Annotated in this window: 24 protein-coding genes; 17 read left to right on the top strand and 7 right to left on the bottom strand. The window is 69.4% G+C overall.

What is annotated here, in order from left to right; genetic code table 11:
• The first annotated feature begins 66 nt into the window (after positions 1-66).
• From CPY97_RS08385 to CPY97_RS08365, 5 genes are all read left to right on the top strand, one after another.
• Positions 67-1131 carry a sugar-binding transcriptional regulator gene (locus CPY97_RS08385; protein ID WP_096421845.1) on the top strand — a complete coding sequence of 355 codons (1065 nt, stop codon included), beginning with the start codon at positions 67-69 and terminating at the stop codon, positions 1129-1131.
• The gene (gene deoC, locus CPY97_RS08380) at positions 1128-2141 is read left to right on the top strand and encodes a deoxyribose-phosphate aldolase (RefSeq protein WP_096421843.1); all 1014 of its coding nucleotides are present in this window, start codon (positions 1128-1130) and stop codon (positions 2139-2141) included. The genes CPY97_RS08385 and deoC overlap by 4 nt, the downstream gene beginning before the upstream one ends.
• A gap of 3 nt (positions 2142-2144) precedes the next feature.
• Positions 2145-3680 carry an aldehyde dehydrogenase family protein gene (locus CPY97_RS08375; protein ID WP_096421841.1) on the top strand — a complete coding sequence of 512 codons (1536 nt, stop codon included), beginning with the start codon at positions 2145-2147 and terminating at the stop codon, positions 3678-3680.
• Complete coding sequence (locus CPY97_RS08370) at positions 3677-4540, top strand: aldehyde dehydrogenase family protein (RefSeq protein ID WP_096421839.1); 864 nt, start codon at positions 3677-3679, stop codon at positions 4538-4540. The genes CPY97_RS08375 and CPY97_RS08370 overlap by 4 nt, the downstream gene beginning before the upstream one ends.
• Before the next feature lie 250 nt (positions 4541-4790).
• Positions 4791-5261, top strand: coding sequence for a hypothetical protein (locus tag CPY97_RS08365; protein WP_096421837.1), 471 nt, complete (start codon positions 4791-4793; stop codon positions 5259-5261).
• Between the two features lie 115 nt (positions 5262-5376).
• Here CPY97_RS08365 and CPY97_RS08360 read toward each other — a convergent pair whose 3' ends face one another.
• Complete coding sequence (locus CPY97_RS08360) at positions 5377-6387, bottom strand: ketopantoate reductase family protein (RefSeq protein ID WP_096421835.1); 1011 nt, start codon at positions 6385-6387, stop codon at positions 5377-5379.
• Positions 6388-6393: 6 nt separating this feature from the next.
• Here CPY97_RS08360 and truB point away from each other — a divergent pair, with 6 nt between their 5' ends.
• On the top strand, positions 6394-7341 hold the full coding sequence (gene truB / locus CPY97_RS08355; protein WP_096421833.1) for a tRNA pseudouridine(55) synthase TruB: 948 nt from the start codon (positions 6394-6396) through the stop codon (positions 7339-7341).
• 53 nt (positions 7342-7394) lie between these two features.
• Positions 7395-7781, top strand: coding sequence for a hypothetical protein (locus tag CPY97_RS08350; protein WP_096421831.1), 387 nt, complete (start codon positions 7395-7397; stop codon positions 7779-7781).
• A 5-nt stretch (positions 7782-7786) separates the two neighbouring features.
• On the opposite strand, the gene CPY97_RS08345 is transcribed toward CPY97_RS08350, so the two are convergent.
• Positions 7787-8455 carry an HAD family hydrolase gene (locus tag CPY97_RS08345; protein WP_096421829.1) on the bottom strand — a complete coding sequence of 223 codons (669 nt, stop codon included), beginning with the start codon at positions 8453-8455 and terminating at the stop codon, positions 7787-7789.
• A 53-nt stretch (positions 8456-8508) separates the two neighbouring features.
• Between CPY97_RS08345 and hemW the strand changes: the two genes are divergently transcribed.
• Complete coding sequence (hemW, locus tag CPY97_RS08340) at positions 8509-9741, top strand: radical SAM family heme chaperone HemW (RefSeq protein WP_096423514.1); 1233 nt, start codon at positions 8509-8511, stop codon at positions 9739-9741.
• Positions 9742-9750: 9 nt separating this feature from the next.
• Here the strand turns inward: hemW and CPY97_RS08335 are convergent, their stop codons facing one another.
• Both CPY97_RS08335 and CPY97_RS08330 read right to left on the bottom strand, forming a co-directional pair.
• Complete coding sequence (locus tag CPY97_RS08335) at positions 9751-10128, bottom strand: DUF4870 domain-containing protein (protein WP_231923886.1); 378 nt, start codon at positions 10126-10128, stop codon at positions 9751-9753.
• Positions 10129-10218: 90 nt separating this feature from the next.
• Entirely contained in the window at positions 10219-10617 is a 399-nt protein-coding gene (locus CPY97_RS08330; RefSeq protein WP_096421825.1) for a DUF4870 domain-containing protein, read from the bottom strand.
• A 239-nt stretch (positions 10618-10856) separates the two neighbouring features.
• Here CPY97_RS08330 and hrcA point away from each other — a divergent pair, with 239 nt between their 5' ends.
• The 8 genes from hrcA (at position 10857) to era (ending at position 17856) form a co-directional block, all read left to right on the top strand.
• Positions 10857-11882, top strand: a complete 1026-nt coding sequence (hrcA, locus tag CPY97_RS08325) for a heat-inducible transcriptional repressor HrcA (protein ID WP_096421823.1) — start codon at positions 10857-10859, stop codon at positions 11880-11882.
• A complete protein-coding gene (gene dnaJ / locus CPY97_RS08320) occupies positions 11883-12980 on the top strand; it encodes a molecular chaperone DnaJ (protein ID WP_096421821.1) in 1098 nt (365 codons plus the stop codon). It abuts the gene before it with no gap.
• 10 nt (positions 12981-12990) lie between these two features.
• The gene (locus CPY97_RS08315) at positions 12991-13737 is read left to right on the top strand and encodes a 16S rRNA (uracil(1498)-N(3))-methyltransferase (RefSeq protein WP_096421819.1); all 747 of its coding nucleotides are present in this window, start codon (positions 12991-12993) and stop codon (positions 13735-13737) included.
• A 90-nt stretch (positions 13738-13827) separates the two neighbouring features.
• Positions 13828-14184, top strand: coding sequence for a histidine triad nucleotide-binding protein (locus CPY97_RS08310; RefSeq protein ID WP_096421817.1), 357 nt, complete (start codon positions 13828-13830; stop codon positions 14182-14184).
• Between the two features lie 64 nt (positions 14185-14248).
• Positions 14249-15310, top strand: coding sequence for a PhoH family protein (locus CPY97_RS08305; protein WP_096421815.1), 1062 nt, complete (start codon positions 14249-14251; stop codon positions 15308-15310).
• 25 nt (positions 15311-15335) lie between these two features.
• Positions 15336-15797 (top strand): rRNA maturation RNase YbeY, encoded by a 462-nt coding sequence (gene ybeY, locus CPY97_RS08300; RefSeq protein WP_096421813.1) that lies wholly within the window; start codon positions 15336-15338, stop codon positions 15795-15797.
• Entirely contained in the window at positions 15797-16882 is a 1086-nt protein-coding gene (locus CPY97_RS08295) for a hemolysin family protein (protein WP_096421811.1), read from the top strand. The genes ybeY and CPY97_RS08295 overlap by 1 nt, the downstream gene beginning before the upstream one ends.
• The gene (gene era / locus CPY97_RS08290; RefSeq protein WP_096421809.1) at positions 16879-17856 is read left to right on the top strand and encodes a GTPase Era; all 978 of its coding nucleotides are present in this window, start codon (positions 16879-16881) and stop codon (positions 17854-17856) included. Before CPY97_RS08295 ends, era begins: the two co-directional genes overlap by 4 nt.
• A gap of 262 nt (positions 17857-18118) precedes the next feature.
• Here era and CPY97_RS08285 read toward each other — a convergent pair whose 3' ends face one another.
• Together CPY97_RS08285 and CPY97_RS13465 are read right to left on the bottom strand one after the other, a co-directional pair.
• Entirely contained in the window at positions 18119-18805 is a 687-nt protein-coding gene (locus CPY97_RS08285; RefSeq protein WP_096421807.1) for a response regulator, read from the bottom strand.
• A gap of 133 nt (positions 18806-18938) precedes the next feature.
• Complete coding sequence (locus CPY97_RS13465) at positions 18939-19751, bottom strand: sensor histidine kinase (RefSeq protein ID WP_161494102.1); 813 nt, start codon at positions 19749-19751, stop codon at positions 18939-18941.
• Between the two features lie 778 nt (positions 19752-20529).
• Here CPY97_RS13465 and leuA point away from each other — a divergent pair.
• Entirely contained in the window at positions 20530-22290 is a 1761-nt protein-coding gene (leuA, locus tag CPY97_RS08275) for a 2-isopropylmalate synthase (protein WP_096421803.1), read from the top strand.
• 213 nt (positions 22291-22503) lie between these two features.
• On the opposite strand, the gene CPY97_RS08270 is transcribed toward leuA, so the two are convergent.
• The gene (locus CPY97_RS08270; RefSeq protein WP_231923885.1) at positions 22504-23091 is read right to left on the bottom strand and encodes an AAA family ATPase; all 588 of its coding nucleotides are present in this window, start codon (positions 23089-23091) and stop codon (positions 22504-22506) included.
• Positions 23092-23219 lie beyond the last annotated feature (128 nt).

The following is a 23219-nucleotide window of genomic DNA, read 5'->3' as shown; positions in this document are numbered from 1 at the left end:
CGAACGGGGCGCTCGCCTCGCCGCCACCCCGCGCCGTACACCGCGCCCCATCGCCTCGGAGGGACCGTGCCGCTCGACACCAGCGACAGCGAACTGCTCGCCGTGCGGGCGGCGGAGCTCTACTACGAGGAGAACAAGACCCAGGACGAGATCGGCGCGATTCTGCGCATCACGCGCTGGAAAGTCGGGCGTTTGCTCGCCCAGGCCCGTGATCGCGGCATCATCCGCATTGAAATCGTGCACCCGCGCGCCCGTCGGCTCGGGCTCGAGCGCGACCTGGCCGCGCAGTTCGGGCTCAAGGACGCGGTGGTCGTTCCGGCGCCGCTCGACGACGTCGAACTGCAGTCACGAGTCGCCGAGGCGGCGGCCGACTACCTCGTCAGCATGCGGCCGATCCCGCGGCTGCTCGGGCTCAGCTGGGGCCGCACGCTGCACCAAGTCGCCGAAGCGCTTCCCGTTGGCTGGTCGACCGGCGTCAACGTCGTGCAGGTGAACGGGGGTGTAAGCCTCTCGAAGCGGCCGGGAACCGCGGCGGCCACCGCGACGATGATCGCCCAGAAGGCCGGCGGTCAGGCGACCCTGCTGCCGACTCCAGCCATCCTCGAGCGCCTCGAGACGAAGCGCGCCATCGAGGGCGACCGCACGGTCGGCGGCGTCATCCAGCTCGCCCGCACCGCGAACGCCTACCTGTATTCCGCCGGCCCGGCCGACACCAGCTCGGTGCACGTCGACAGTGGCTACCTGACCGCCGACGACATCACCCGCCTCGTCGACCTCGGCGCCGTGGGCGACGTGCTCGGCCGATACATCACCGCCGATGGCGAAATCGCCGACCCCGAGCTCGACGCCCGCACGCTCGGCCTCGGCCTCGATGAGCTGCGTGCCGCGACCACGAGCATCCTGGCCGTCGGGGGCGAGACGAAGCACCCGGTTGCCCGCGCGATCGTGACGCACGGCCTCTGCTCGGTGCTCGTCACCGACGAGCACACGGCCCGATTCCTGCTCGGCCGCGACCGCGATGCCGACCGCGATGCCGACCGCGATTCCGACCGCGATGCCGACCGCGATGCCGACCTCGACCACTCGACCGACTCGACGCCTTCCACCGCACCGCGAGAGGACACCCCATGACCATCGACCACCCGGTCGCCCTGGCACCCGCTGAGCGCGCCGTTCGGCTGCTCGGCGGCGACCTCACCGAGAAGGCGCTCGCGCTGCACCTCGACGGTCTCGCCGGCGTCGACGCTGTCGGCCTCGAGCAGCGCGCCGCGGGCCTCGCGACCCGCTCGATCAAGACCAGCTCGAAAGCGTGGGCGCTCGACACGATCATGCGCACCTGCGACCTGACCACCCTCGAGGGAGCCGACACGCCCGGCAAGGTGCGCTCCCTCGTTGCCAAGGCCGTCACCCCCGACGCGAGCGACCCGACGACGCCGCGCGTCGCGGCGGTCTGCGTCTACGGCGACATGGTTCCGTACGCCGTCGAGGCGCTCGGCTCCTTGCACGGCGACCCGGATGCTGGCCTCGTCTCGGTCGCGGCCGTCGCCACCGCCTTCCCCTCCGGTCGCGCGAGCCTCGACATCAAGCTCGCCGACACCAGCGAGGCGGTCGCCGCCGGGGCCGACGAGATCGACATGGTCATCGACCGTGGAGCCTTCCTCTCGGGCCGCTACGGTCTCGTCTTCGACCAGATCGTCGCCGTCAAGGAAGCCTGCCGTCGCCCCGACGGCACGTACGCGCACCTCAAGGTGATCCTCGAAACCGGCGAGCTCGTGACGTATGACAACGTCAAGCGCGCCTCGTGGCTCGCGATTCTCGCCGGTGCCGACTTCATCAAGACGTCTACCGGAAAGGTGAGCCCCGCGGCGACCCTACCCGTCACGCTGCTCATGCTGGAGGTCATTCGCGACTGGCACCGGCTCACCGGCGAGAAGGTCGGAATGAAGCCGGCCGGCGGCATCCGTGCCTCCAAAGATGCCGTGCGCTACCTCGTCACCGTCGCCGAAACGGTCGGCGAAGAGTGGCTGACGCCGCACCTGTGGCGATTCGGGGCGTCGAGCCTCGTCAACGACGTGCTGCTGCAGCGCCAGAAACTGCGAACCGGTCACTACAGTGGCCCCGACTACGTGACGGTGGACTAACCCATGAGCTTCCTCGAGTACGCCCCTGCTCCCGAATCCACGAGCATCCTGAACCTCAAGAGCGAGTACGGGCTCTTCATCGACGGCGAGTTCGTTGACGGTTCCGGTGAGGTCTTCGACACGATCTCGCCCGCTACCGAAGAGGTCATCGCCCGCATCGCGCAGGCCGACGCCTCCGACGTCGACCGCGCCGTCGCCGCCGCCCGCCGCGCCTACGACCGCACGTGGTCGCGCATGTCGGGTAGCGACCGCGGCAAGTACCTGTTCCGCATCGCGCGCCTCGTGCAGGAGCGCTCGCGCGAGCTGGCCGTCGCCGAGAGCCTCGACAACGGCAAGCCGATCCGTGAGACGCGCGACGTCGACGTGCCGCTCGTCGCCGCCTGGTTCTTCTACTACGCCGGCTGGGCCGACAAGCTCGAGTACGCCGGACTCGGGCCGAACCCGCGATCGCTCGGCGTCGCCGCGCAGGTGATTCCGTGGAACTTCCCGCTTCTCATGCTCGCGTGGAAGATCGCGCCGGCTCTCGCCGCCGGCAACACGGTCGTCATCAAGCCGGCCGAGACCACGTCGCTCACCGCGATGCTGTTCGCCGAGATCCTGCAGCAGGCCGACCTCCCCGCCGGTGTCGTCAACATCGTCACCGGCCCGGGCTCGACCGGACAGGCGCTCGTCACCCACGACGACGTCAACAAGGTCGCCTTCACCGGCTCGACCGGCGTGGGCCGCATGATCGCGCGCCAGGTCGCCGGCTCGTCGAAAAAGCTCACCCTCGAGTTGGGCGGCAAGGCGGCGAACATCGTCTTCGACGATGCCGCGATCGACCAGGCCGTGGAGGGCATCGTCAATGGCATCTTCTTCAACCAGGGCCACGTCTGTTGCGCCGGAAGCCGCCTACTCGTGCAAGAAAACGTGCACGACGAGGTCGTCGACAAGCTGAAGTACCGGCTGTCAACCCTGCGTCTCGGCGACCCCCTCGACAAGAACACCGACATCGGGGCGATCAACTCTGCCGCGCAGCTCGAGCGCATTCGCACGCTCAGCGACACCGGCGAGAACGAGGGAGCCGAGCGCTGGCAGCTCGACTGCACGATTCCCGAGAAGGGCTTCTGGTTCCGGCCGACGATCTTCACGCGCGTCTCAGCCGCGCACACGATCGCCCGCGAAGAGATCTTCGGGCCCGTGCTGTCGGTCTTGACGTTCCGCACGCCCGACGAAGCGATCGCGAAGGCCAACAACACCCCGTATGGCCTGTCGGCCGGTATCTGGACCGAGAAGGCGTCCCGCATGCTCGCCGTCGCCGACCGCCTGCGCGCCGGCGTCGTCTGGGCCAACACGTTCAACAAGTTCGACCCCGCGTCGCCGTTCGGCGGCTACAAAGAGTCGGGCTACGGCCGCGAGGGCGGCCGCCAGGGCCTGGCCGCCTACCTCGAATCGGCCGGCTGGGAGGCGCCCGCCGCGATCATGGCGAGCGCAGCATCCGCGACCACGGCCGCCTCCGGCGGACGCAAAAAGACGACGAAGAAGGCGGTGGCGAAGTGAGCCGGTTGGCCGTGCCGAAGACGTACAAGCTCTACATCGGCGGAAAGTTTCCGCGCAGCGAGTCGGGGCGCACCTACGAGGTGACGACGCCGGCCGGAGAGTTCGTCGCGAACGCGGCGCTCGCCTCGAGGAAGGACGCCCGCGACGCCGTCGTGGCAGCTCGCGCGGCCGTCAAGGGATGGGCCGGAGCCACCGCGTACAACCGCGGGCAGGTCATCTACCGCATCGCCGAGGTGCTCGAGGGTCGTCGCGCGCAGTTCATCGACGAGATCAGCCGCACCGAAGGGGTGACCGAGGCCGCCGCCGGCGCCCAGGTCGACGCCGCCATCGACGTGTGGGTCTGGTACGCCGGCTGGGCCGACAAGTACGCGCAGGTCGCGGGCAACGGCAACCCCGTCGCGGGCCCGTACTTCAACCTGTCCGTGCCCGAACCGACCGGCGTCGTCGCCGCGATCGCGCCGCAGCAGCGCGTCGGAACGTCGCTGCTGGGTCTCGCCGCCGTCGTCGCGCCGATCATCGTGTCGGGCAACACCGTCGTCGTCGTGCCGAACCAGCAGGCGCCCCTGTCGGCCATCACCCTCGCGGAGGTGCTCGCCACCTCGGATGTGCCGGGTGGCGTCATCAACGTGTTGACCGGCTCGCCCGCCGAAATGGCGCCGTGGCTGGCCGCGCACGCCGACGTGAACGCGCTCGACCTCGCCGGAGCCGCCGACATCGAGTGGGTCGACCTGCAGCTGTCGGCGGCCGAGACGCTCAAGCGCGTGCTCGCCCCGGTGTCGGGCGTTCCCGCCCCGGCGCTCGAGCGCATCACCGCGTTCACCGAGACGAAGACGGTCTGGCACACCAAGTCGATGCTCTAGCTCTCTGCTGCGTCAACAACTCAGGACTAGCGCGCGCCGCGGCGCCCGCGCCCGCCCCACCCGGTGTCAACAACTCAGGACTAACGCGCCATCACGCGGTCTGCCGCGGCGCGATCACGGCCGCTGGCGGCGTTAGTCCTGAGTTGTTGACACATGGGTCGTGAGGGGGAGCGGGTTCCCCCGCGCGGGGGATGGCGAGTGACCCTCGTGTCGGTAACGTTGCAGGCTGACCCTGAGGAGAGATAGTCACGTGATTGCCGATATTCAAGAGTTCACCGCGTCCGTCGACCCGCTGTGGCAGTGGCTCGCCGTCATGGGGGCGGGAGCGATTCCGTTCGTCGAGTCGTACGGTGCGGGCCCGATCGGGATCGTCGTCGGGGTGACGCCAATCGTCGCGATCCTGGCCGCCATCGCCGGGAACATTGCATCCATGACGATCGTGGTGCTCGCGACGAGCGGCGCCCGCGACAAGCTCACGAACGCCGAGAAGCCGCTGAGCCCCCGCCGTCAGAGCTTCACCCGAGCGTTCGACAAGTGGGGTGTGCCCGGCGTGAGCCTGCTCGGTCAGTGGATTCTGCCGAGCCAGATCACGTCGTCAATCATGGTGGGGATCGGCGCGTCGAAGCAGAAGGTCATCGTCTGGCAGATCATCTCGATCATCCTGTGGGGCGTCGCGTTCGGCGCGCTCGCCTGGGCCGCCGTCGCCGCGATCCGCGGCTGAGTGTGTCAACAACTCAGGACTAACGGTCCGGCACGACGCGACACCCGCCTCTACGGGCGCGTTCGCGCGCGCTAGTCCTGAGTTGTTGACGAGCGGGGCGGGAGGTGCCCGCGCGTTAGTCCTGAGTTGTTGACGGGAGCGCGAGGGCGAGGCGGGCGAGGGTGTCCGCGGGGCTGAGGTGCTCGCCGGTGCGTTCGACCTCGTGCACGAGCGCAACGAGCGCGGAGTTCACCGGCGTGGGCACGCCGTGCGCACCGCCGAGGGCGACGATGACACCGTTGATCTGATCGACCTCGGTCACACGACCGCGGCGAATACTCTGCAGCATGGATGCCGGGTTCGGCACGTCCCCCATCCCTGTGGCCAGGCGCCTCGCCAGCTCGTCGGCGGCGACACGGCCTCGCTCTCGAATGCGCGCGACGGCGTCCGCATTCACGCCCCCGATCGGGCCCCACGAGACGCCCTCGGCGTCGCCGACAGCGACGGTTTCGACCATCCCGCTTGTGAGAACGCGGCGGAGTCGGTCATCGGCGATGGTCTGCTGGACGCTCAGCCCGGTGATGGCGGGTAGGGCATTGACCTGGTTGATGAGCAGCTTGGTGAACTGTGCGCCGCGGATGTCGTCGGTGACGGTGAGCTCCGCCGGAAGCGCATGGCGCAAGACCGGCTCTGTGACCGCCACGGCGTCGTCTTCACCTCCGAGCGTCAGACCGTTCGGCCCGGTCACGGTGATGCGACCGGGGCCGGTGAGGCTCACGGCGAACAGCGCCAGGCCGACGGCGACGGGAGAGTTCGGAAGCGCATCCCGAACCGCCTGCTCGCCACCCAGACCGTTTTGCAGCACCAGCACCGGAGTGCCGTCGTGGCCGGCCCACTCTGGGAGCGCCGCCGCGGAGTCATGCGCTTTCGTGGCGAGCACGAGAAGGTCGGCTGCCTCGGCGTCGCCGCCCACGACCGAGACGCGGGCGCGCCACTTGCCCCAGCCCCCGTCGACGTGAAGACCGTCGGCCGCGATCGCCGCCGCGTGCTCACCGCGCGCGACCACCGCGACGACGTGCCCCGCGCGGTGGAGGAGCGCGGCGAGCACCCCGCCGACGGCTCCGGCTCCGATCACGATGACGCGCATCCGCCCATGCTAGGTCGAGCCGGTAGCGTTGACTCCGTGATCTCCGGCCTGCTGCTCGTCGATAAGCCTGCCGGCCTCACCAGCCACGACGTGGTCGCTCGCGCTCGTCGCGCCCTCGGTACGCGCAAGGTCGGCCACGCCGGCACCCTCGACCCTGCGGCCACCGGCCTGCTGACGCTGGGCGCGGGCCCTGCGACGCGCCTGCTCACCTATCTCGTGGGTCTCGACAAGCAGTACACGACGACGATCCGCCTCGGCCAGAGCACGACGACCGATGACGCCGAGGGTGACGCGATCGGCGAGCGAGCGTCGGCCGCCGCGCTCGCCGCCGCCACCGACGACCGCATCGCCGCCGCGGTCGCCTCCCTCACCGGCGAGCTCGACCAGGTGCCGAGCGCGGTCAGCGCGATCAAGGTCGACGGTCGCCGCGCGTACGACCGCGTGCGCGCGGGCGAGGAGGTCACGCTGGCCTCGCGTCGCGTGACCGTCTCGCGCTTCGACGTGCTCGACATTCGCCGAACGAGTGACTCCGTCGACGTCGACGCGGTCGTCGATTGCTCGTCGGGCACCTACATCCGCGCGCTCGCCCGCGACCTCGGCACCGCCCTCGGCGTCGGCGGGCATCTGACGGCCCTGCGCCGCACCCGCGTCGGCCCGTTCACAGTTGACGACGATGCGACGATCACCCTGGATGCTCTTGTCGCCGCGGGCGGGGACGCGTCCGCCCCAGCCCTCCTCGCGCCGCCCGCCGAGGTCGCCGCCCGCCTGTTCCCCGTCCTCCACACCACGGACGACCAGACGCGGGATCTGTCGCACGGCAAGAAGCTCGACGGCCTGGACATCGCCGACGCTTCCCCGGTCGCCGCCGTCGACATGCAGGGCCGTCTCGTGGCGTTGCTCAGCGTTGAGGCGGGACGGGGCCGTATTCTGACGGGGTTCCCGCAGGAGCCGTAGACCCCCGCACTGCACAGCCCGCATCGCAGACCCCCGCCGCCCAGGAGTACACCGTGATCGAGTGGTTCAGCTTCGTGCAGATCGGCGTCGCCACGCTGGTTGGTCTGATCGCGCTGGTCTTCGGCGCGATGGGGCGTCGCCCCGACGACGTGACGGTGCTCGGGAGCGCCCTCGTCGCGCTACTGCTCATTGCGCAGATCGTCGTCGGCATCGTGCAGCCGCTCGTCGGCAACGACCCGACCGGCGACATCGTCGAGTGGTGGCTCTACCTCATCGTGGCGCTGCTGCTCGTGGTCGCCGGCGTTGTGTGGGCGCTCATCGATCGCACCCGCTGGGCGACCATCATCTTGGGCGTGGTTGCGGTCACCGTGGCGGTGATGGTCTACCGCATGAACCAGATCTGGTTCGTGCAGACGGTGGGCGGCGCGCTCGGCGCGTAGCTCAGCTACAGCGCCTCGATCGCCGCCATCACCTCGTCGAGGTGCCCGTCGATGGTGGGCACGACGAGCACCGCTGACGTCTCTCGCAGTTCCTCGACGCTGAACACCCCGGTCGCCACCGCGATGAACGGGATGCCCGCTGCCACCGCCGCCTCGTCGTCGCGCGGGGTGTCGCCGATGATCACGAGGGTTTCGTCGGGCAGAGCGGCGCGCGCCGCCCGGGTGATGTCGCTGCGCTCGGGCGCGGTCGCCCCGAAGAACGAGCGGTTCCAGTCGAATCGGTCGGCGCCGAGCCCCGAGCCGTCGAGCTTGACGCGGGAGCGGGTGGCCGAGTTGCCGGTGAGTAGTGCGTTGACCCAGCCACGGGCATCCGCCTGATCGAGTGCCTCTCGGATGCCCGGCGCGATCTCTCGACGATCGCCCGCCTCCGCGCGCTCGACCGACAGCTCGTCGAGCGCGACTCGAGCCCGCTCGTGCCACTCGGCCGCGTCGAAGCCGAAGTGCTCGAGGATGTCGGTGAGGATGTGGCCGTCGGTCTTGCCGTGGGTGCGGGGGAGCGGCGGGCTGAGCTCGCGGCCCACGGCCCGCTCGACAGCGGTGTGGTAGAGCTCGCCGCCGCCGGTGAACGAGTTGAGCAGCAGGGTTCCGTCGACGTCCCAGAGAATCGTGGTCACGTCTCCATCCTTTCAGGCGTCGGCCAGGCGCCAGACCGGCGAGAATGGTGGTGATGCCCAGCGCCCTGCCCCTCGCCGACCCGGCCCCCGACGACGGGGCCCTGCCGGCGACCGTCGCCGACGGCGCCGCCGACCGGGCCTTCGGCGTCTACCTGCACGTGCCCTACTGCCGCGTGCGCTGCGGATACTGCGACTTCAACACCTACACGGCCGACGAGGTGCGGGGAACGTCCCGGGCCGATTTCGCCGAGCAGGCAATCGCGGAGGTCGAGCTTGCTACCCGCGTGCTCGCCGAGGCCGATCTTCCGCCCCGCCCCGCGAGCACGGTGTTCTTCGGCGGCGGAACCCCCACCCTTCTGCCGACGCGCGACCTTGCCCGCATGCTCGACGCCGTGCGCGGCGCCTTCGGCCTCGCCGACGGCGCGGAGGTGACGACGGAGGCGAACCCCGACTCCATCGATGCGCGCGGTCTCGCCGAGCTTGCCGAGGCGGGTTTCACCCGGGTGAGCCTGGGCATGCAGTCGGCGGTCCCGCACGTGCTGGCGACGCTCGAGCGCACCCACGACCCCGAGAACGTGCCGCGGCGGGTCGCCGAGGCGCGTGCGGCGGGCCTGCAGGTGAGCGTCGACCTGATCTTCGGCACGCCCGGCGAGAGCCTCGCCGACCTTGACCGCAGCATCGACGCGGCGCTCGCGACGGAGCCCGACCACCTGAGCGCCTACGCGTTGATCGTCGAGGAGGGCACGAAGCTCGCTCGCCAGATCGCCCGCGGCGAGGTGCCCCCGGTCGATGACGACCTGCACGCCGACATGTACGAGCACCTGGATGCACGGCTCGCCTCGGCCGGATACGCCTGGTACGAGGTCAGTAACTGGGCGCGCGACAACGCTCATCGCTCGCGCCACAATCTCGCCTACTGGACCGGTGAGGATTGGTGGGGCGTCGGTCCCGGCGCGCACAGCCACGTCGGCGGCGTGCGCTGGTGGAACGTGAAGCACCCGGCCGCCTACGCGCAGCGCCTCGCGTCTGCCCTGAGCCCGGCTGCGGGCCGCGAAACGCTCGACGCCGAGACGCGGCGGGTCGAGCGCGTGCTGCTGGAGACCCGCACGGCCCTCGGCCTGTCGGTCAGCGCGCTCGATGCGCCCGGACGCACCGCGGTCGCCGGTCTCATCGCCGACGAACTCGTGGATGCTCGCCTCGCCATCGCAGGCCGCCTCGTGCTCACGGCGCGCGGCCGCCTCCTCGCCGACGCGGTTGTGCGTCGGCTGCTGCCCGAGCCCGCGTAACCGCTGCGCTTAGTTCTTGATGAAGCGAATCGCGAGCGGGTAGGTGTAGGCCTGGCCGCGGTTCGCGGCCACTGCGGCGAGGATCGACAGCACGAGGATCGCGATCGACACCCCCACCAAGATCAAGAAGCCCACCAGCACGAGCGTCAACACGCTGCCAACGATCGCCGCGATCAGCATCGTGAGCTGGAAGTTGAGCGCCGTCGCCGTGTGGTCGCGCACGAACGGACCGCGGTCCTTCAGCACGAGGTATCCGATCAGCGCGGGGAGGAATCCGAAGAAGATCCCGCCGATGTGAATGAGGGTGGCCCAGAGTTTCTCGTCTTCCGGCCGCATCGGCTGCGGCGGGGCGGCATACGGCGAGCTCGGGGGAGGCACGTCAGTCATGAGGCCAGTAAACACCCAGCAGTGCCCTGCACGCGAGAGGGGCCCGGCCCTGCGGCCGAGCCCCTCGTCGTGTGATCGGTCAGGCGGCGCCTACTTGATGAGGCGCAGCGCGAACGGGTAGCGGTAGGCCACGCCGTCCTTCGCTTTCTGGAAGCCCATGATGCTCCAGATGAGCGAGAGCACCCAGAGCCCGAGCGGGAAGATCCAGCCGATCAGCGCCCAGAGGCCGAACGTCACTGTGGTGAGGATTGAGTTCAGGATGAACACGGCGATCTGGGCGATGGCCATCGTGATCTGGAAGTTCAGGGCCTCTTTCGACTCCTGACGCGTGAAGGTTCCGCGGTCCTTGAAGATCAGGAAGATGATGAGCGACGGCAGGATGCCGATGATGCCGCCGAGGTGCGCGAACGAGGCCCACTGGCGGTCTTCGGCCTCGCTGAGCGGCGCCGGTGCGGCCGACGACGCGGGGGGAGGAGGGGTGTCAGTCATGGGGTGAACTGCCTTTCGAGCGAGCGAACGGTGCGTATGAATACCCGGGGTGGAGCATGACCGTGCCGGCGCCGTCGGAGAGCACGGAACGCCTTCGTTGGCACTGACACACGCTCGACCGTACTCGCGCCGCACCGCGAGGGCAACGATTTCGCGCCCGCGCCCCGCGGTAGAATTGGCAGTCACGTCAGGTGAGTGCCAGGAATGGCGGCGGCGAGCGGCACGAAAGGGGGCATCGCATGGTGTCGGATCGAGCACTGCAGGTGCTTCGCGCCATCGTGCAGGACTACGTGTCCTCGCGAGAACCCGTGGGCTCGAAGGCCCTGGTCGAGCGTCACCAGTTCGGGGTGAGTTCGGCGACGATTCGCAACGACATGGCCCTTCTCGAGGAAGAAGAGTTGATCGCCGCGCCGCACACGTCCTCCGGCCGCGTTCCGACCGACAAGGGCTACCGGATGTTCGTCGACCAGCTCGCCGAGCTGCGGCCGCTGAGCGCTGGCCAGCGCCAGGCGATCGCGCAGTTCCTCGATCAGTCGATCGACCTTGACGACGTGTTTGCCCGCACCGTGCGCCTGCTCAGCCAGCTCACCAACCAGGTGGCGCTCGTGCAGTACCCGACGCTCGGCAATGCCCGCGTTCGTCACGTCGAGTTTGTGCCGATGACGGCGACCCGTCTCATGACGGTCTTCATCACCGACGGTGGGCGGGTCGACCAGCGCATCATCGAGCTTCCGCTCGAGGCCGACGAGGTGTTCGTCGGCGAATTGCGCGCGAAGGTCAACGCGCTTCTCGACGGCCGGCCGCTCGCGGACGTCGGCGGCCTCGCCGACGTTCTCGGCGAGCATTTCGCACCCGAGCGACGGGACGCCGTTCGCGTCGTCGCCGAGGCCCTCGTCGGCCACGTGGATGCGCACCGGCAAGATCGGCTCGTCATGGCGGGGGCGGCGAACCTCGTGCGCACAGAGGGCGACTTCGCCGGCAGCGTGTACCCGGTGCTCGAGGCCATTGAGGAGCAGGTGACCCTGCTCAAGCTCTTCAGCGAGATGGAACTCGACTCGCAGGCGGTCGCGGCTCGGATCGGCCGCGAGAATGCGGAGGCCCTGCACGAGGCGGCGGTTGTGACGTCGCCGTACAGCATGGGCGCAGATCAATCGGCGAGGCTGGGCGTTCTGGGCCCGACCCGCATGGACTATTCGAACAACATGGCAGCGGTACGCGCCGTCGCGCGCTATGTCAGCCGCCTACTGGGTGAGGACGAACGCTAAGTGGCAGATCACTACGAGACCCTCGGGGTCGCCCGAGACGCGAGCGCCGACGACATCAAGAAGGCCTACCGGCGCCTCGCGCGCGAGCTGCACCCCGACGTGAACCCGTCGAGCGAGGCGGCCGAGCGCTTCAAGCAGGTGACGCACGCGTACGATGTGCTGAGCGACCCGAACCAGCGCCAGCAGTACGACCTCGGCGGCTCCGGCGGCATGGGCGGCGGCTTTGGCGGCTTCGGCGACATCTTCGAGACGTTCTTCGGCGGCGGTCAGTCGCAGCGCGGCCCCCGATCGCGCCGCGAGCGCGGCCAGGACGCCCTCCTGCGCGTCGAGGTCGAGCTGAACGAGATTATCTTCGGCACGACCCGCACCCTCGATGTCGACACGGCGATCCTCTGCGAGACCTGCAACGGCTCGTGCTGCGCCCCCGGAACCGAGCCCATCACCTGCGACATCTGCCGCGGCTCCGGCCAGATTCAGCGCACGGTACGCAGCCTGCTCGGCAACGTGATGACCTCGTCGCCGTGCGGATCCTGCCGCGGTTACGGCACGGTCATCCCGAACCCGTGCCCGTCGTGCGCCGGTCAGGGCCGCGTGCGCGCCCGCCGCTCGATCCCCGTCGACATTCCCGCCGGCGTCGACACCGGCCTGCGCATCCAACTGCCCGGACAGGGCGAGGTGGGCCCCGCCGGCGGCCCCAACGGTGACCTCTACCTCGAGATCAAGGTGAAGACGCACGAGACGTTCAGCCGCCAGGGCGACGACCTGATGGCCACCGTCGAGGTGCAGATGGCCGACGCGATCCTCGGCACGACCGTCACCCTGCCCGCGCTCGACGGCGACGTGTCCATCGAGATCAAGCCGGGCACGCAGAGTGCCGAGGTGCTGACCGTGAAAGAACGCGGTATTACGCGCCTGCGCGGCGCCGGTCGCGGCGACCTGAAGCTCGGCATTCAGGTGGTCACGCCGGTGAGGCTCAACAGCAAAGAGACGAAGCTCATCCAAGAGTTTGCGCAGAGCCGCCGGCCCGTGCCTCCGCAGTTCTCGACCTTCCAGCAGGGGCTGTTCTCGAAGCTGCGTGACCGCTTCCTGAACCTGTAGCGTCGGCGGCGTGGCGCACTTCTACCTCGACGAGACGCTCGCGCTGGCCAGCGCCGCCGCGGGCCACGAGGTCGCCCTGACCGGTCCTGATGCCCGTCACGCCGTCACGGTCGCACGCCTGCGCGCTGGCGAAACGGTGCGCGTCGGCGACGGCGCGGGAACGATCGCGCTCGGAGGCGTGCGCGACGCGGCGCCCGATCGGGTCGTGCTCGTCCTCGAGAGCGTGGATGCGCATCCCGAGCCCCCGACGCGCCTCACGCTCGTCCAGGCGCTCGCGAAGGGCGACCGCGATGAGTTGGCCATCCAGGCCGCGACCGAGCTGGGTGTCGACGCCATCGTGCCGTGGCAGGCCGCCCGCAGCGTCTCGATCTGGAAAGGGCCGAAGGCAGATAAGGGCCGCGCCCGCTGGCAGACGATCGTGCGGGAGGCCTCCAAGCAGGCGATTCGCCCGCGCGTGCCCTCCGTGGCACCGATCGCGACGACCCGCGAGCTCGTCGCGCAGGCCGGGGAAGTGGACGTCAGTGTGCTCGTGCTCGAGCCCACCGCACCGGACCGGCTGAGCGCACTCACGCCGGATGAGCTGGGCAGCGAGGTGCTGCTTGTCGTCGGGCCCGAGGGGGGTGTCGCGCCCGACGAGCTCGCCGCACTGACGACCGCCGGCGCGCGACCGGTGCGCCTCGGCGACACCGTGCTGCGCACCTCGACGGCGGGGCCCGCCGCTCTCAGCGTGCTGTCGACCACACTCGGCCGCTGGTGATCGCTTTTCGGCACGTCAGCGGCTCCGCTGCAAGCGAACCCTGAGCGGTAGCCGGGGCGCGCATCCGATATCGCCCGTAGAATTGCGCTCATGGAAACCCGCGAGCGGACGATCTTCGAGCGCATTATTGCGCGTGAGATCCCGGCCGACATCGTGCACGAGACCGACAGCGTGATCGCGTTTCGCGACATCGCGCCGCAGGCCCCCGTGCACCTCCTCGTCGTGCCGAAGACCGCCGCGTACGCCACGGTCGCCGAGCTGGCGGCCGGCGACCCCGAGCTCTTGGCCGAGGTCGTCGCCACCGCGCAGACGCTCGCCGAGAGTCACGCTGACGGGCACTTCCGCCTCGTGTTCAACTCGGGGGAAAACGCGGGCCAGGCCGTCTTCCACGTTCACGCGCACGTCCTCGCGGGCGGGCTCGCCGAGGGGTCGCTTGCCCACGGATAACGCACCCCACGCGCCCCTTCCCGACGCGCCATACACCCGCCAACTCGACGTCGACGGCGTCGCCATGGTGCGGCTGCTCGGCCCCCAGGACCGCCTGCTGACGACGCTCGAGCGCGAGCACCCCGGCGTTGACGTGCACGTGCGCGGCAATCAGATCACCCTGCAGGGCGAGCGCCCGGCAGTCGAACAGGCGGCAACGCTGGTAGAGGAGCTCATCCGGATGGTGCGAAACGGGACCGACCTCGGCGAGGTCGAGGTGCAGAGCTCGGCGCGCATCCTGCGCGACGGTTCGGGCAGCCCAGCCGATGTGCTGAGCCAGGCGATCCTGACGAGCCGAGGCAAGAGCATCCGCCCGAAGACGCTCGGCCAGAAGGCGTACGTCGACGCGATCGACCAGCACACGATCGTGTTCGGCATCGGCCCGGCCGGAACCGGCAAGACGTACCTCGCGATGGCGAAGGCCGTGCAGGCGTTAACGCGCAAGGAGGTCGACCGCATCATCCTGACGCGCCCGGCCGTCGAGGCCGGCGAGCGCCTCGGCTTCCTGCCCGGCACGCTCACCGACAAGATCGACCCGTACCTGCGGCCGCTCTACGACGCCCTCAACGAGATGATGGACCCGGAGCTCGTGCCGAAGCTGCTCGCCTCCGGCGTCGTCGAGGTCGCGCCGCTCGCCTACATGCGCGGCCGCACGCTGAACAACTCCTTCGTCGTGCTCGACGAGGCGCAGAACACCACTCCTGAGCAGATGAAGATGTTCCTCACCCGCCTCGGCTTCGGCTCGACCATGGTCGTCACGGGCGATATCACCCAGGTCGACCTGCCGGGCGGCGCGTCGGGGCTGTCACTCGTGACCCGCGTGCTCGACGGCATCGACGACATCCACTTCGCCCGCCTCACGAGCGACGACGTCGTGCGCCACTCGCTCGTCGGCCGCATCGTCGACGCGTACACGAAGTACGACGCCGAGAAGCAGAAGGCTGAGTACGAGCGCGCCGAGCGGCGCCGCTCGGGCGGCGGAAACGGGGATGCACGGGGCGCGCAGGGCGTGAACCGCGCGGCCCGACGCGCCGCGACCCGCGACCGGCTTCCCGGGCGCAGCCGTCGCGGTACGCAACGATGGTGAGCGTGAGTAGGGCGAGAGGTCGCGCGTGAGCGTCGAGATCAACAACGAGTCGGGCATCGACGTCGACGAGGCGGCGATCCAGCGGCTCGTCGTGTACGCGTTTGACCACTTGAACGTGCATCCCGATGCCGAGGTCGCGATCCAGATGGTCGATGAGGGCGCCATGGAGCGGCTACACATCGAGTGGATGGACGAGCCCGGCCCGACCGACGTGCTGAGCTTCCCGATGGACGAGCTGCGCCCCGGCAGCGACGACGAGCCGACCCCGCCGGGGCTACTCGGCGACATCGTGCTCTGCCCGCAGGTCGCGATCGCCCAGGCCGAAACGGCCGGGCACTCGGTGATGGACGAGCTGCTGCTGCTCACCACCCACGGCCTGCTGCACCTGCTCGGCTTCGACCACGCCGAGCCCGAGGAAGAGCGCGAGATGTTCGGCATCCAGCGCGACGTGCTCGTCGGCTACACGCTCGCCGAACGCAAACGCTGATGGTGCTCACCACCGTCTTCTTCGCGGTGGCGTTCGTGCTCGTCGTGCTCGTCGGCTCGAGCCCGCGCAGCGTCGGCCGCGCGCATCCGCGTGCGCTGATCGTCGCAACGGCGCCGCTCGTGCGGACGATCCGCGTGCTGACCGGCCCGATCGCCGACGCCCTCGTGGTCATCGGCAACCGGGTCACGCCTGGACGGCCGCGCAGCGTGGCCTTCTCCAGCGAGGAGCAGCTGCTGTCGATGGTCGACGAGGCCACCGACCTCGACGTGCTCGAGGTCGAAGACCGCGAGCTGATCCACTCGATCTTCGAATTCAACGACACGATCGTGCGGGAGGTCATGGTGCCGCGCACCGACATGATCACGCTCGAAACCGGGCAGACGGTCGCCGAGGCGATGGCGCTGTTCCTCGAGAAGGGGGTGTCGCGCATCCCACTGATCGGCGACGACGCCGACGACATCCGCGGCGTCGTCTACCTGCGGGACGTGACGCGGCTCACCGTCTCGTCGCCCGAAACGGCGGGGGCGACGCAGGTCGACGTGCTCGCGACGCCCGCGCAGTTCCTGCCCGAGTCGAAGAAGGCCGACGACGCGCTGCGGTATCTGCAGCTCGAGTCGAACCACCTGGCGCTCGTCGTCGACGAGTACGGCGGAATCGCGGGGTTCGTCACCATGGAGGACCTCATCGAGGAACTCGTCGGCGACATCACCGACGAGTACGACCGCGAGCAGAGCGCGTTCGAGCAGCTCGGTGAGAATCGCTTCCGTGTGAGCGCGCGCATGCCCGTCGACGAACTCGGCGACCTGTTCGGTATCGACTTGGACGACGACGACGTCGACACGGTGGGCGGCCTGCTCACCAAGCACCTCGACCGCCTACCTGTGGCCGGCTCGACCGTCGAGGTCGACGGGTTGCACCTCACCGCCGAACGCACGGAGGGGCGCCGCAAGCGCGTCGTCACCGTGCTGGTCGAAGCCGACCAAGCGCTCATCGACGCGCGCCTCGCGTTTGCCGCCGCGTCATCAGACACCGGCGCGATCCCCGTCCAGGATGCCCGCCCCACCTCCCCGAGGAGCGCCCCGTGACCGACGCCCCCGACGCCCCCGACGCCCCCGACGCCCCTCCCGCCCGCACACCCCGCGCCAGCGCGACACCCCCTTCCGAAACCGCGGAACACCGAGCCGGATTCGTCACCTTCGTCGGCCGCCCGAACGTCGGCAAGTCGACCCTCATGAACGCGCTCGTCGGCGAAAAGGTCGCCATCACCTCCTCAAAGCCGCAGACGACGCGGCGGGCGATCCGCGGGATCGTGCACCGAGCATCCGGGCAGTTGATCGTCGTCGACACGCCGGGCGTGCACCGGCCCCGCACGCTCCTCGGCGAGCGGCTCAACGCGCTCGTGCAGGAGACGCTCGGCGACGTCGACGTGATCGGGTTCTGCGTTCCCGCCGGCGAGCCGATCGGCCCCGGCGACACATACATCAACGAGCAGCTGGATGCGCACGGCGGCCGCGTACGCAAGGTTGCGATCGTGACGAAGACCGACCGCGTCGGCCCCGAGCGCGTCGCCGAGCAGCTCATCGCCGTGTCGGCCCTGCGCGACTGGGACCTCGTGATCCCGCTGTCGGCGCTCACCGGCGACCAGGTCGACGTGCTCGCCGACGAGCTGATTCGCCTCATGCCCGTGTCGCCGCCGCTCTACGAGGCCGAGTCGACGACCGACGAGACCGAGGAGGACCGGGTCGCCGAGCTCATCCGCGAGGCGGCGCTCGAGGGCGTCAGCGACGAGCTGCCGCACTCGCTCGCCGTCACGATCGACGAGATGGTCGAGCGCGAGGGCGACGGCCTGCTGCAAATCTTCGCCAACGTCTGGGTGGAGCGCGACAGCCAGAAGGGCATCATCATCGGCCACCGCGGCTCGCGGCTCGGCGACGTGGGCCGGCGGGCCCGCGGCGAGATCGAGCAGTTGCTTGGGCGTCGCGTGTTTCTGAAGCTGCACGTGAAGGTCGCCAAAGAGTGGCAGCGCGACCCGAAGCAGTTGGGTCGACTCGGGTTCTAGGGGCCGTTCGGCGCGCGCTCCCCGCGGTATCAGCTGCGCAGCGGACTGCCTCGGTGACGCCTCATGTTCGAGGGCGGTGTCTGCCAGGCCGACAGGTCGAGTGCGGTTGCGGAGTGTCGGCCACAAGACTCGGCGCGTTGCGCCGCGCTGTCGGTCCTGCAGACATCCACCCGGGGATATCGGCCAGGTGGATGGGCCGGTCCGGTGTCTCGGCCAGGTGGGAGAGCCCGCCGGGCGGCACGCGGGCGGGGGTGCGCGGCCCTCAGCGGCGAGGGAGCAACCCGTGGTCGTGCGCGTAGAGCACCACCTGCACCCGGTCGCGCAGTCCGAGTTTTGCGAGAATGCGCCCCACGTGTGACTTCACCGTCGCCTCGCTGACGTACTCGCGTTCGGCGATCTCGGCGTTGCTCAGGCCCTCGGCGATGGTGCCAAAAATCTCGCGCTCGCGGGGGCTGAGGGCGGTGAGGGCGGTGTCGCGCGCCGCGGTGAGGTCTGCCGGGGGCGCGGGGCGGGCATCCACGTGGGTGAGCAGGTCGGCGATCGCGCCGGGCGCGACGACGGCGTGTCCGCCGTGCACGGCGCGGATTGCGGCGAGCAGGAACTCGGGCTCGGCGTCCTTCAGCAGGAAGCCGCTCGCGCCGGCGCGGATTGCCCGCAGCGCCGCGTCGTCGAGGTCGAAGGTGGTGAGCACGATGATGCGGGGCGCTGTCTGTTCAGCCTCGGCTGCGGCGCGCAGGATGCCGCTCGTGCCGGCGATGCCGTCGACGCGCGGCATGCGGATATCTATCAGAACAACGTGGGGCGAGTGTTCGGCGGCCGCGGTCACCGCCTCGCCCCCGTCGCCTGCCTCGCCGACAACGGTGAGGTCGGGTTGCGACTCGATGAGCATGCGCATCCCGCGCCGGAACAGCGGCTGATCGTCCACCAGTAGCACGCGAATTGGTTTCACGCGGCACTCCACGGGAGGGTGGCCGGGGTGAGAGGCCGGCGCGGCACAACGACGAATCCGACCGGAATAGTGACGGTCGCGGCGTCGGCGGCTGAGTGGCTCGCCGGCGCGTTCCCGGGCGACACCGGCGCGGTCACGCGTGCACCTCGGTGACGACGTCCTCGCTGTCCCGAGCCTCGGAGCGGGGATGCTCGAGCGGTTCCCGCGGGAGCCGCGCCCTCACGCGATACGTCGCGCCCTCATGGATGCTGAACTCGCCGCCCGCAAGGATCGAACGTTCGCGCATCCCGTCGATGCCGTGGCCGCGTTCGGGCTGGTGGTCGCCGTGCTTCACCACTGTGACGGCCGCGTCGGTTGTCGCCGGGGCCGGGGCCGCCGCGACGTTCGTGACGAGCAGGTCGACGGTCGCGTCGCCCCAGTCGAGGTCGAGGGTTGCCGCGCCATCGCCGTGGCGGAGGGCGTTCGTGAGCGACTCTTGCGCGATTCGGTAGAGCGCCAGCTCGCGGGCATCGGTGAGTCGACCCCGATCGCCGAACTCATGCACGGTGAGCTCGAGCCCAGAATCGCGGAATGATTCGAACAGCGCATCGAGGTTGGCGAGCCCGGGCTGCGGCCCGGACTCCTGTGTGTGCCGGAGTTCGGTGAGCAGCGTGCGCACGTCGGCGAGCGCGTCACGCGCCGTCTGCGCGATCGCGCCGAACGCGTCGGCCGCGGCGGGGGAGTCGGCTGTCGTCGCGTAGCGCGCACCGTCGGCCTGGGCGATGACCACCGTGAGGGAGTGCGCCACGATGTCGTGCACGTCGCGCGCCACCCGCGTGCGCTCGGCCTCGAGGTCGGCACGGGTGAGTGCGGCGTCGCGCTCGGTGCTCACCGTTTCGACGGCGGCGGAGAGCGTTCGGCGGTTGCGGATGTTGCGCACGAGTTCGCCGAGGACCCACGGGAGCATCGCGAGTAGTGGCCAAATCAGTAACTCGATGATTCGGCTGGCGACGTAAAAGATGCTGGTGTTCCCAGAGAATGCGCTGCCCAGTGCAAATGCAAGAACGAGCGAGACTGCCGCAACAAGCGAAATGCCCAGAGCAACGTTTCGAGCGAGCGGCGTTCCATACGCGGCAGCGCCAAACACGATTACTGCCGCCCCAACAATGGTGAGTGGCGTAGCGCTCGCGCCCGATAGGGCTGCAAGGAGTACACCCAACACCGCGAACCCTAAACCAGCAAGGGCGTAGTGAGGGCGAATGCGGTGGAGTGCGACCCCCGCACCTAGTGCGAAAGCGACCAAGGCGTTTCCGATGGTGTGAGATGCCCCTCCCCACCACTGTTGGTTGAGAAGCACTGCAATCGTGAATGACGCGCCGAGCGCGATCTCGAGCGAGAACCGGAGGAGCGCAGCCCTTTGGGGCGTGAACCACGTGACTATTCGGTCGAACATGAGCGTCACGCTACGCATCGCGAAGCGGCGCGTCGCGCGAAACGCGCCCCGTTCATCCGCTCGGATGCGAGCTTTCATCCTTTAGTCGTACAGAACCGGGCCGGCAGTCGTACCGGGGGCGTGCATCCCGTGCCGTTGGCGGGTGCGTGCGCGCCGGGTGTACCCTGAAAGCGTGTTCGGCACGCTTCTTCTTCGTTGCCGCGACGAGGCTTAGCCCTTAGCCTCCCTCGTCGCGGAGTTCGTCGTCGGCTGAGACCAGCATCAGACACGTCACCCAGGAGCCGCGAAGACCATGAAGAACCGCCAACAGCCGTCGGGAATGCCGACGCATAAGTACCAGCCGTACCAGTCGATCGTGCGGGTCGACCTGCCCGACCGCACGTGGCCGACGAAGACCATCACTGAGGCTCCGCGGTGGTGCGCCGTCGACCTGCGCGACGGCAACCAGGCCCTCATCGACCCGATGAGCCCCGAGCGCAAGCGCATCATGTTCGACCTGCTCGTGCGCATGGGGTTCAAGGAGATCGAGGTCGGGTTCCCCTCGGCGTCGCAGACCGACTTCGACTTCGTGCGCACGCTGATCGAGGACGATCTGATCCCCGACGACGTGACGATTCAGGTGCTGACGCAGGCGCGCGAGCACCTCATTGCCCGCACCTACGAGTCGATCAAGGGCGCGAAGCGGGCGATCGTGCACTTCTATAACTCAACGTCGGTGCTGCAGCGAGAGGTCGTCTTTCGCACCGACGTCGAGGGCGTCAAGGAGATCGCTCTGCAGGGCGCGCGCTGGTGCAAGCAGTACGAGGCGACCGTTCCGGGCACCGAGGTGTTCTACGAGTACAGCCCCGAGAGCTACACCGGCACCGAGCTCGAGACCGCGCTCGAGGTTTGCAACGCGGTTATCGAGGAGCTGCAGCCGACCCCCGAGCGCCAGCTGATCATCAACCTGCCGGCGACCGTCGAGATGGCGACGCCGAACGTGTACGCCGACTCAATCGAGTGGATGCACCGCCGCCTCGCGCGCCGCGACTCGATCATCCTGAGCCTGCACCCGCACAACGACCGCGGCACCGCGATCGCCGCCGCCGAACTCGGCTACATGGCCGGCGCCGACCGCATCGAGGGCTGCCTCTTCGGCAACGGTGAACGCACCGGCAACGTCGACCTCGTCGCCCTTGGCATCAACCTGTTCACGCAGGGCATCGATCCGCAGCTCGATTTCAGCGACCTCGACGAGATCAAGCGCACCGCCGAGTACTGCAACCAGTTGAAGGTGCACGAGCGCTCGCCCTGGGCGGGCGACCTCGTCTACACGGCGTTCAGTGGGTCGCACCAGGACGCCATCAAGAAGGGCTTCGAGGCGATGGAGGCCCGCGCTACTTCGGAGGGCGTATCCGTCGACCAGCTGGTGTGGGGCGTTCCCTACCTGCCGGTCGACCCGAAGGATCTCGGGCGCTCGTATGAGGCGGTGATTCGCGTCAACTCGCAGTCGGGCAAGGGCGGCGTCGCCTACCTGCTGAAGACCGATCACGCGCTCGACTTGCCCCGCAAGCTGCAGATTGAGTTCAGCCACGTCGTGCAGGCGAAGACCGACGCGGAGGGGGGCGAGGTCACGAGCGAGCAGATTTGGGAGATCTTCCAGGACGAGTACCTGCCCGCCGCCGACGAGCGCGAAAAGTGGGGGCGCTTCGAGCTGCTCTCGACCCGCACCGCGTCAGACATGACCGGATCGGTCGCACTCGACGTCACCCTGCGCGACGGCGACGCGATCGATGGTGTCTCGGCGACCGGCAACGGGCCGATCGCGGCGTTCCTCGGCATCATGCAGGGGCAGGGCATCGAGGTGCGGCTCTTCGACTACGTCGAGCACGCGCTCTCGGCCGGCGGAGACGCCCACGCCGCCTCGTACGTCGAGCTCGAGGTGAACGGCCGAACTCTCTGGGGCGTCGGGATTGACCCCGACATCTCGACGGCCTCGCTGAAGGCCGTCGTCTCGGCGGTCAACCGCGCCATTCGCCTCGAGACGGGCGCCCGCGAGCTCGCCACGGCGTAAGGGTGTGGCGCTGTGCCGCGATGTGCGGCGCCTGCCCCTGGGCCGTCAACAACTCAGGACTAACGCCGCGCGGCCCGAACCGGGTCGCCGTCAACAACTCAGGACTAACGCCGCGCCGCCCGAACCGGGTCGCCGTCAACAACTCAGGACTAACGCCGCGATCACGGTCATTTCGTCGCGCAGTGTTGCGGCTAACGGGCCGCACCTCACGCGTTAGTCCTGAGTTGTTGACACCGCGGCGAGGAGTGCCCGCACTTCTCGGGTTCGGCGGGTGCGCAGGACAACGAGGTCGGGACGGGTGCGCACAGCACTCTCGATGAGGTTGCGATACTTGTTGCGGGTCGACACCGTCCAGCGGATGATCCCCTCGCGGTGCAGAATTGCGTGCCGGATGCCCGGTTCCTGGTTGCCGTTCCACAGCTCTTCGCGCCGGAGGCGTCGCCACAGTGTCCGTGAAACCACCCGTCGGAAGGTCGTGCGGAACGGCGGATCCAGCCAGATCATCACCGTTGCCCGTCCGAGGATCAGGGGGCGCACCGCGCGGTACTGCCACTCCGTGACCCAGCGTTCGCGAGCGACGAGTTCACAGACGTCGTCCGCGAACGAGGGCCGCGGAGTCCAATCGGCTCCCCAGTGCAGGGCGTCCAGCTCGGTGTAGGGCAGATCGACGGCCGCCGACAGCCGGCGAGCGAGCGTGGACTTCCCCGAGCCGGAGACCCCCGCGATGGCGACCCGCGCATCCGGCGCTCTGAGCGCGTCCACCGCGGCCATGAGCTCGGGGCTGGGCACACGCTTCGGCACCCGACGACTGTAGTCGCCGCCCGCGTGTCAACAACTCAGGACTAACGCAGTGCGATGGCCCGGCGACCCGCGTCCGGCCGGGCCACGGCAGCGCGACCGGCCGCGTTGGTCCTGAGTTGTCGACACCC

Source organism: Microcella alkaliphila, assembly GCF_002355395.1.
Taxonomy (GTDB): Bacteria; Actinomycetota; Actinomycetes; order Actinomycetales; family Microbacteriaceae; genus Microcella; species Microcella alkaliphila_A.
The sequence above is the reverse complement of the archived record's forward strand: the minus strand, read 5'-3'. Positions and strand labels throughout refer to the sequence as shown.

What these genes read in the sequence shown, in the direction of transcription:
- deoC (WP_096421843.1), top strand. Translation starts at nt 1,128, where the DNA reads ATGACCATCGACCACCCGGTCGCCCTGGCACCCGCTGAGCGCGCCGTT.
- CPY97_RS08375 (WP_096421841.1), top strand. Translation starts at nt 2,145, where the DNA reads ATGAGCTTCCTCGAGTACGCCCCTGCTCCCGAATCCACGAGCATCCTG.
- CPY97_RS08360 (WP_096421835.1), bottom strand. Translation starts at nt 6,387, where the DNA reads ATGCGCGTCATCGTGATCGGAGCCGGAGCCGTCGGCGGGGTGCTCGCC.
- truB (WP_096421833.1), top strand. Translation starts at nt 6,394, where the DNA reads ATGCTAGGTCGAGCCGGTAGCGTTGACTCCGTGATCTCCGGCCTGCTG.
- hemW (WP_096423514.1), top strand. Translation starts at nt 8,509, where the DNA reads ATGCCCAGCGCCCTGCCCCTCGCCGACCCGGCCCCCGACGACGGGGCC.
- CPY97_RS08335 (WP_231923886.1), bottom strand. Translation starts at nt 10,128, where the DNA reads ATGACTGACGTGCCTCCCCCGAGCTCGCCGTATGCCGCCCCGCCGCAG.
- CPY97_RS08330 (WP_096421825.1), bottom strand. Translation starts at nt 10,617, where the DNA reads ATGACTGACACCCCTCCTCCCCCCGCGTCGTCGGCCGCACCGGCGCCG.
- hrcA (WP_096421823.1), top strand. Translation starts at nt 10,857, where the DNA reads ATGGTGTCGGATCGAGCACTGCAGGTGCTTCGCGCCATCGTGCAGGAC.
- CPY97_RS08310 (WP_096421817.1), top strand. Translation starts at nt 13,828, where the DNA reads ATGGAAACCCGCGAGCGGACGATCTTCGAGCGCATTATTGCGCGTGAG.
- CPY97_RS08305 (WP_096421815.1), top strand. Translation starts at nt 14,249, where the DNA reads ATGGTGCGGCTGCTCGGCCCCCAGGACCGCCTGCTGACGACGCTCGAG.
- CPY97_RS08295 (WP_096421811.1), top strand. Translation starts at nt 15,797, where the DNA reads ATGGTGCTCACCACCGTCTTCTTCGCGGTGGCGTTCGTGCTCGTCGTG.
- CPY97_RS13465 (WP_161494102.1), bottom strand. Translation starts at nt 19,751, where the DNA reads ATGCTCCCGTGGGTCCTCGGCGAACTCGTGCGCAACATCCGCAACCGC.
- leuA (WP_096421803.1), top strand. Translation starts at nt 20,530, where the DNA reads ATGAAGAACCGCCAACAGCCGTCGGGAATGCCGACGCATAAGTACCAG.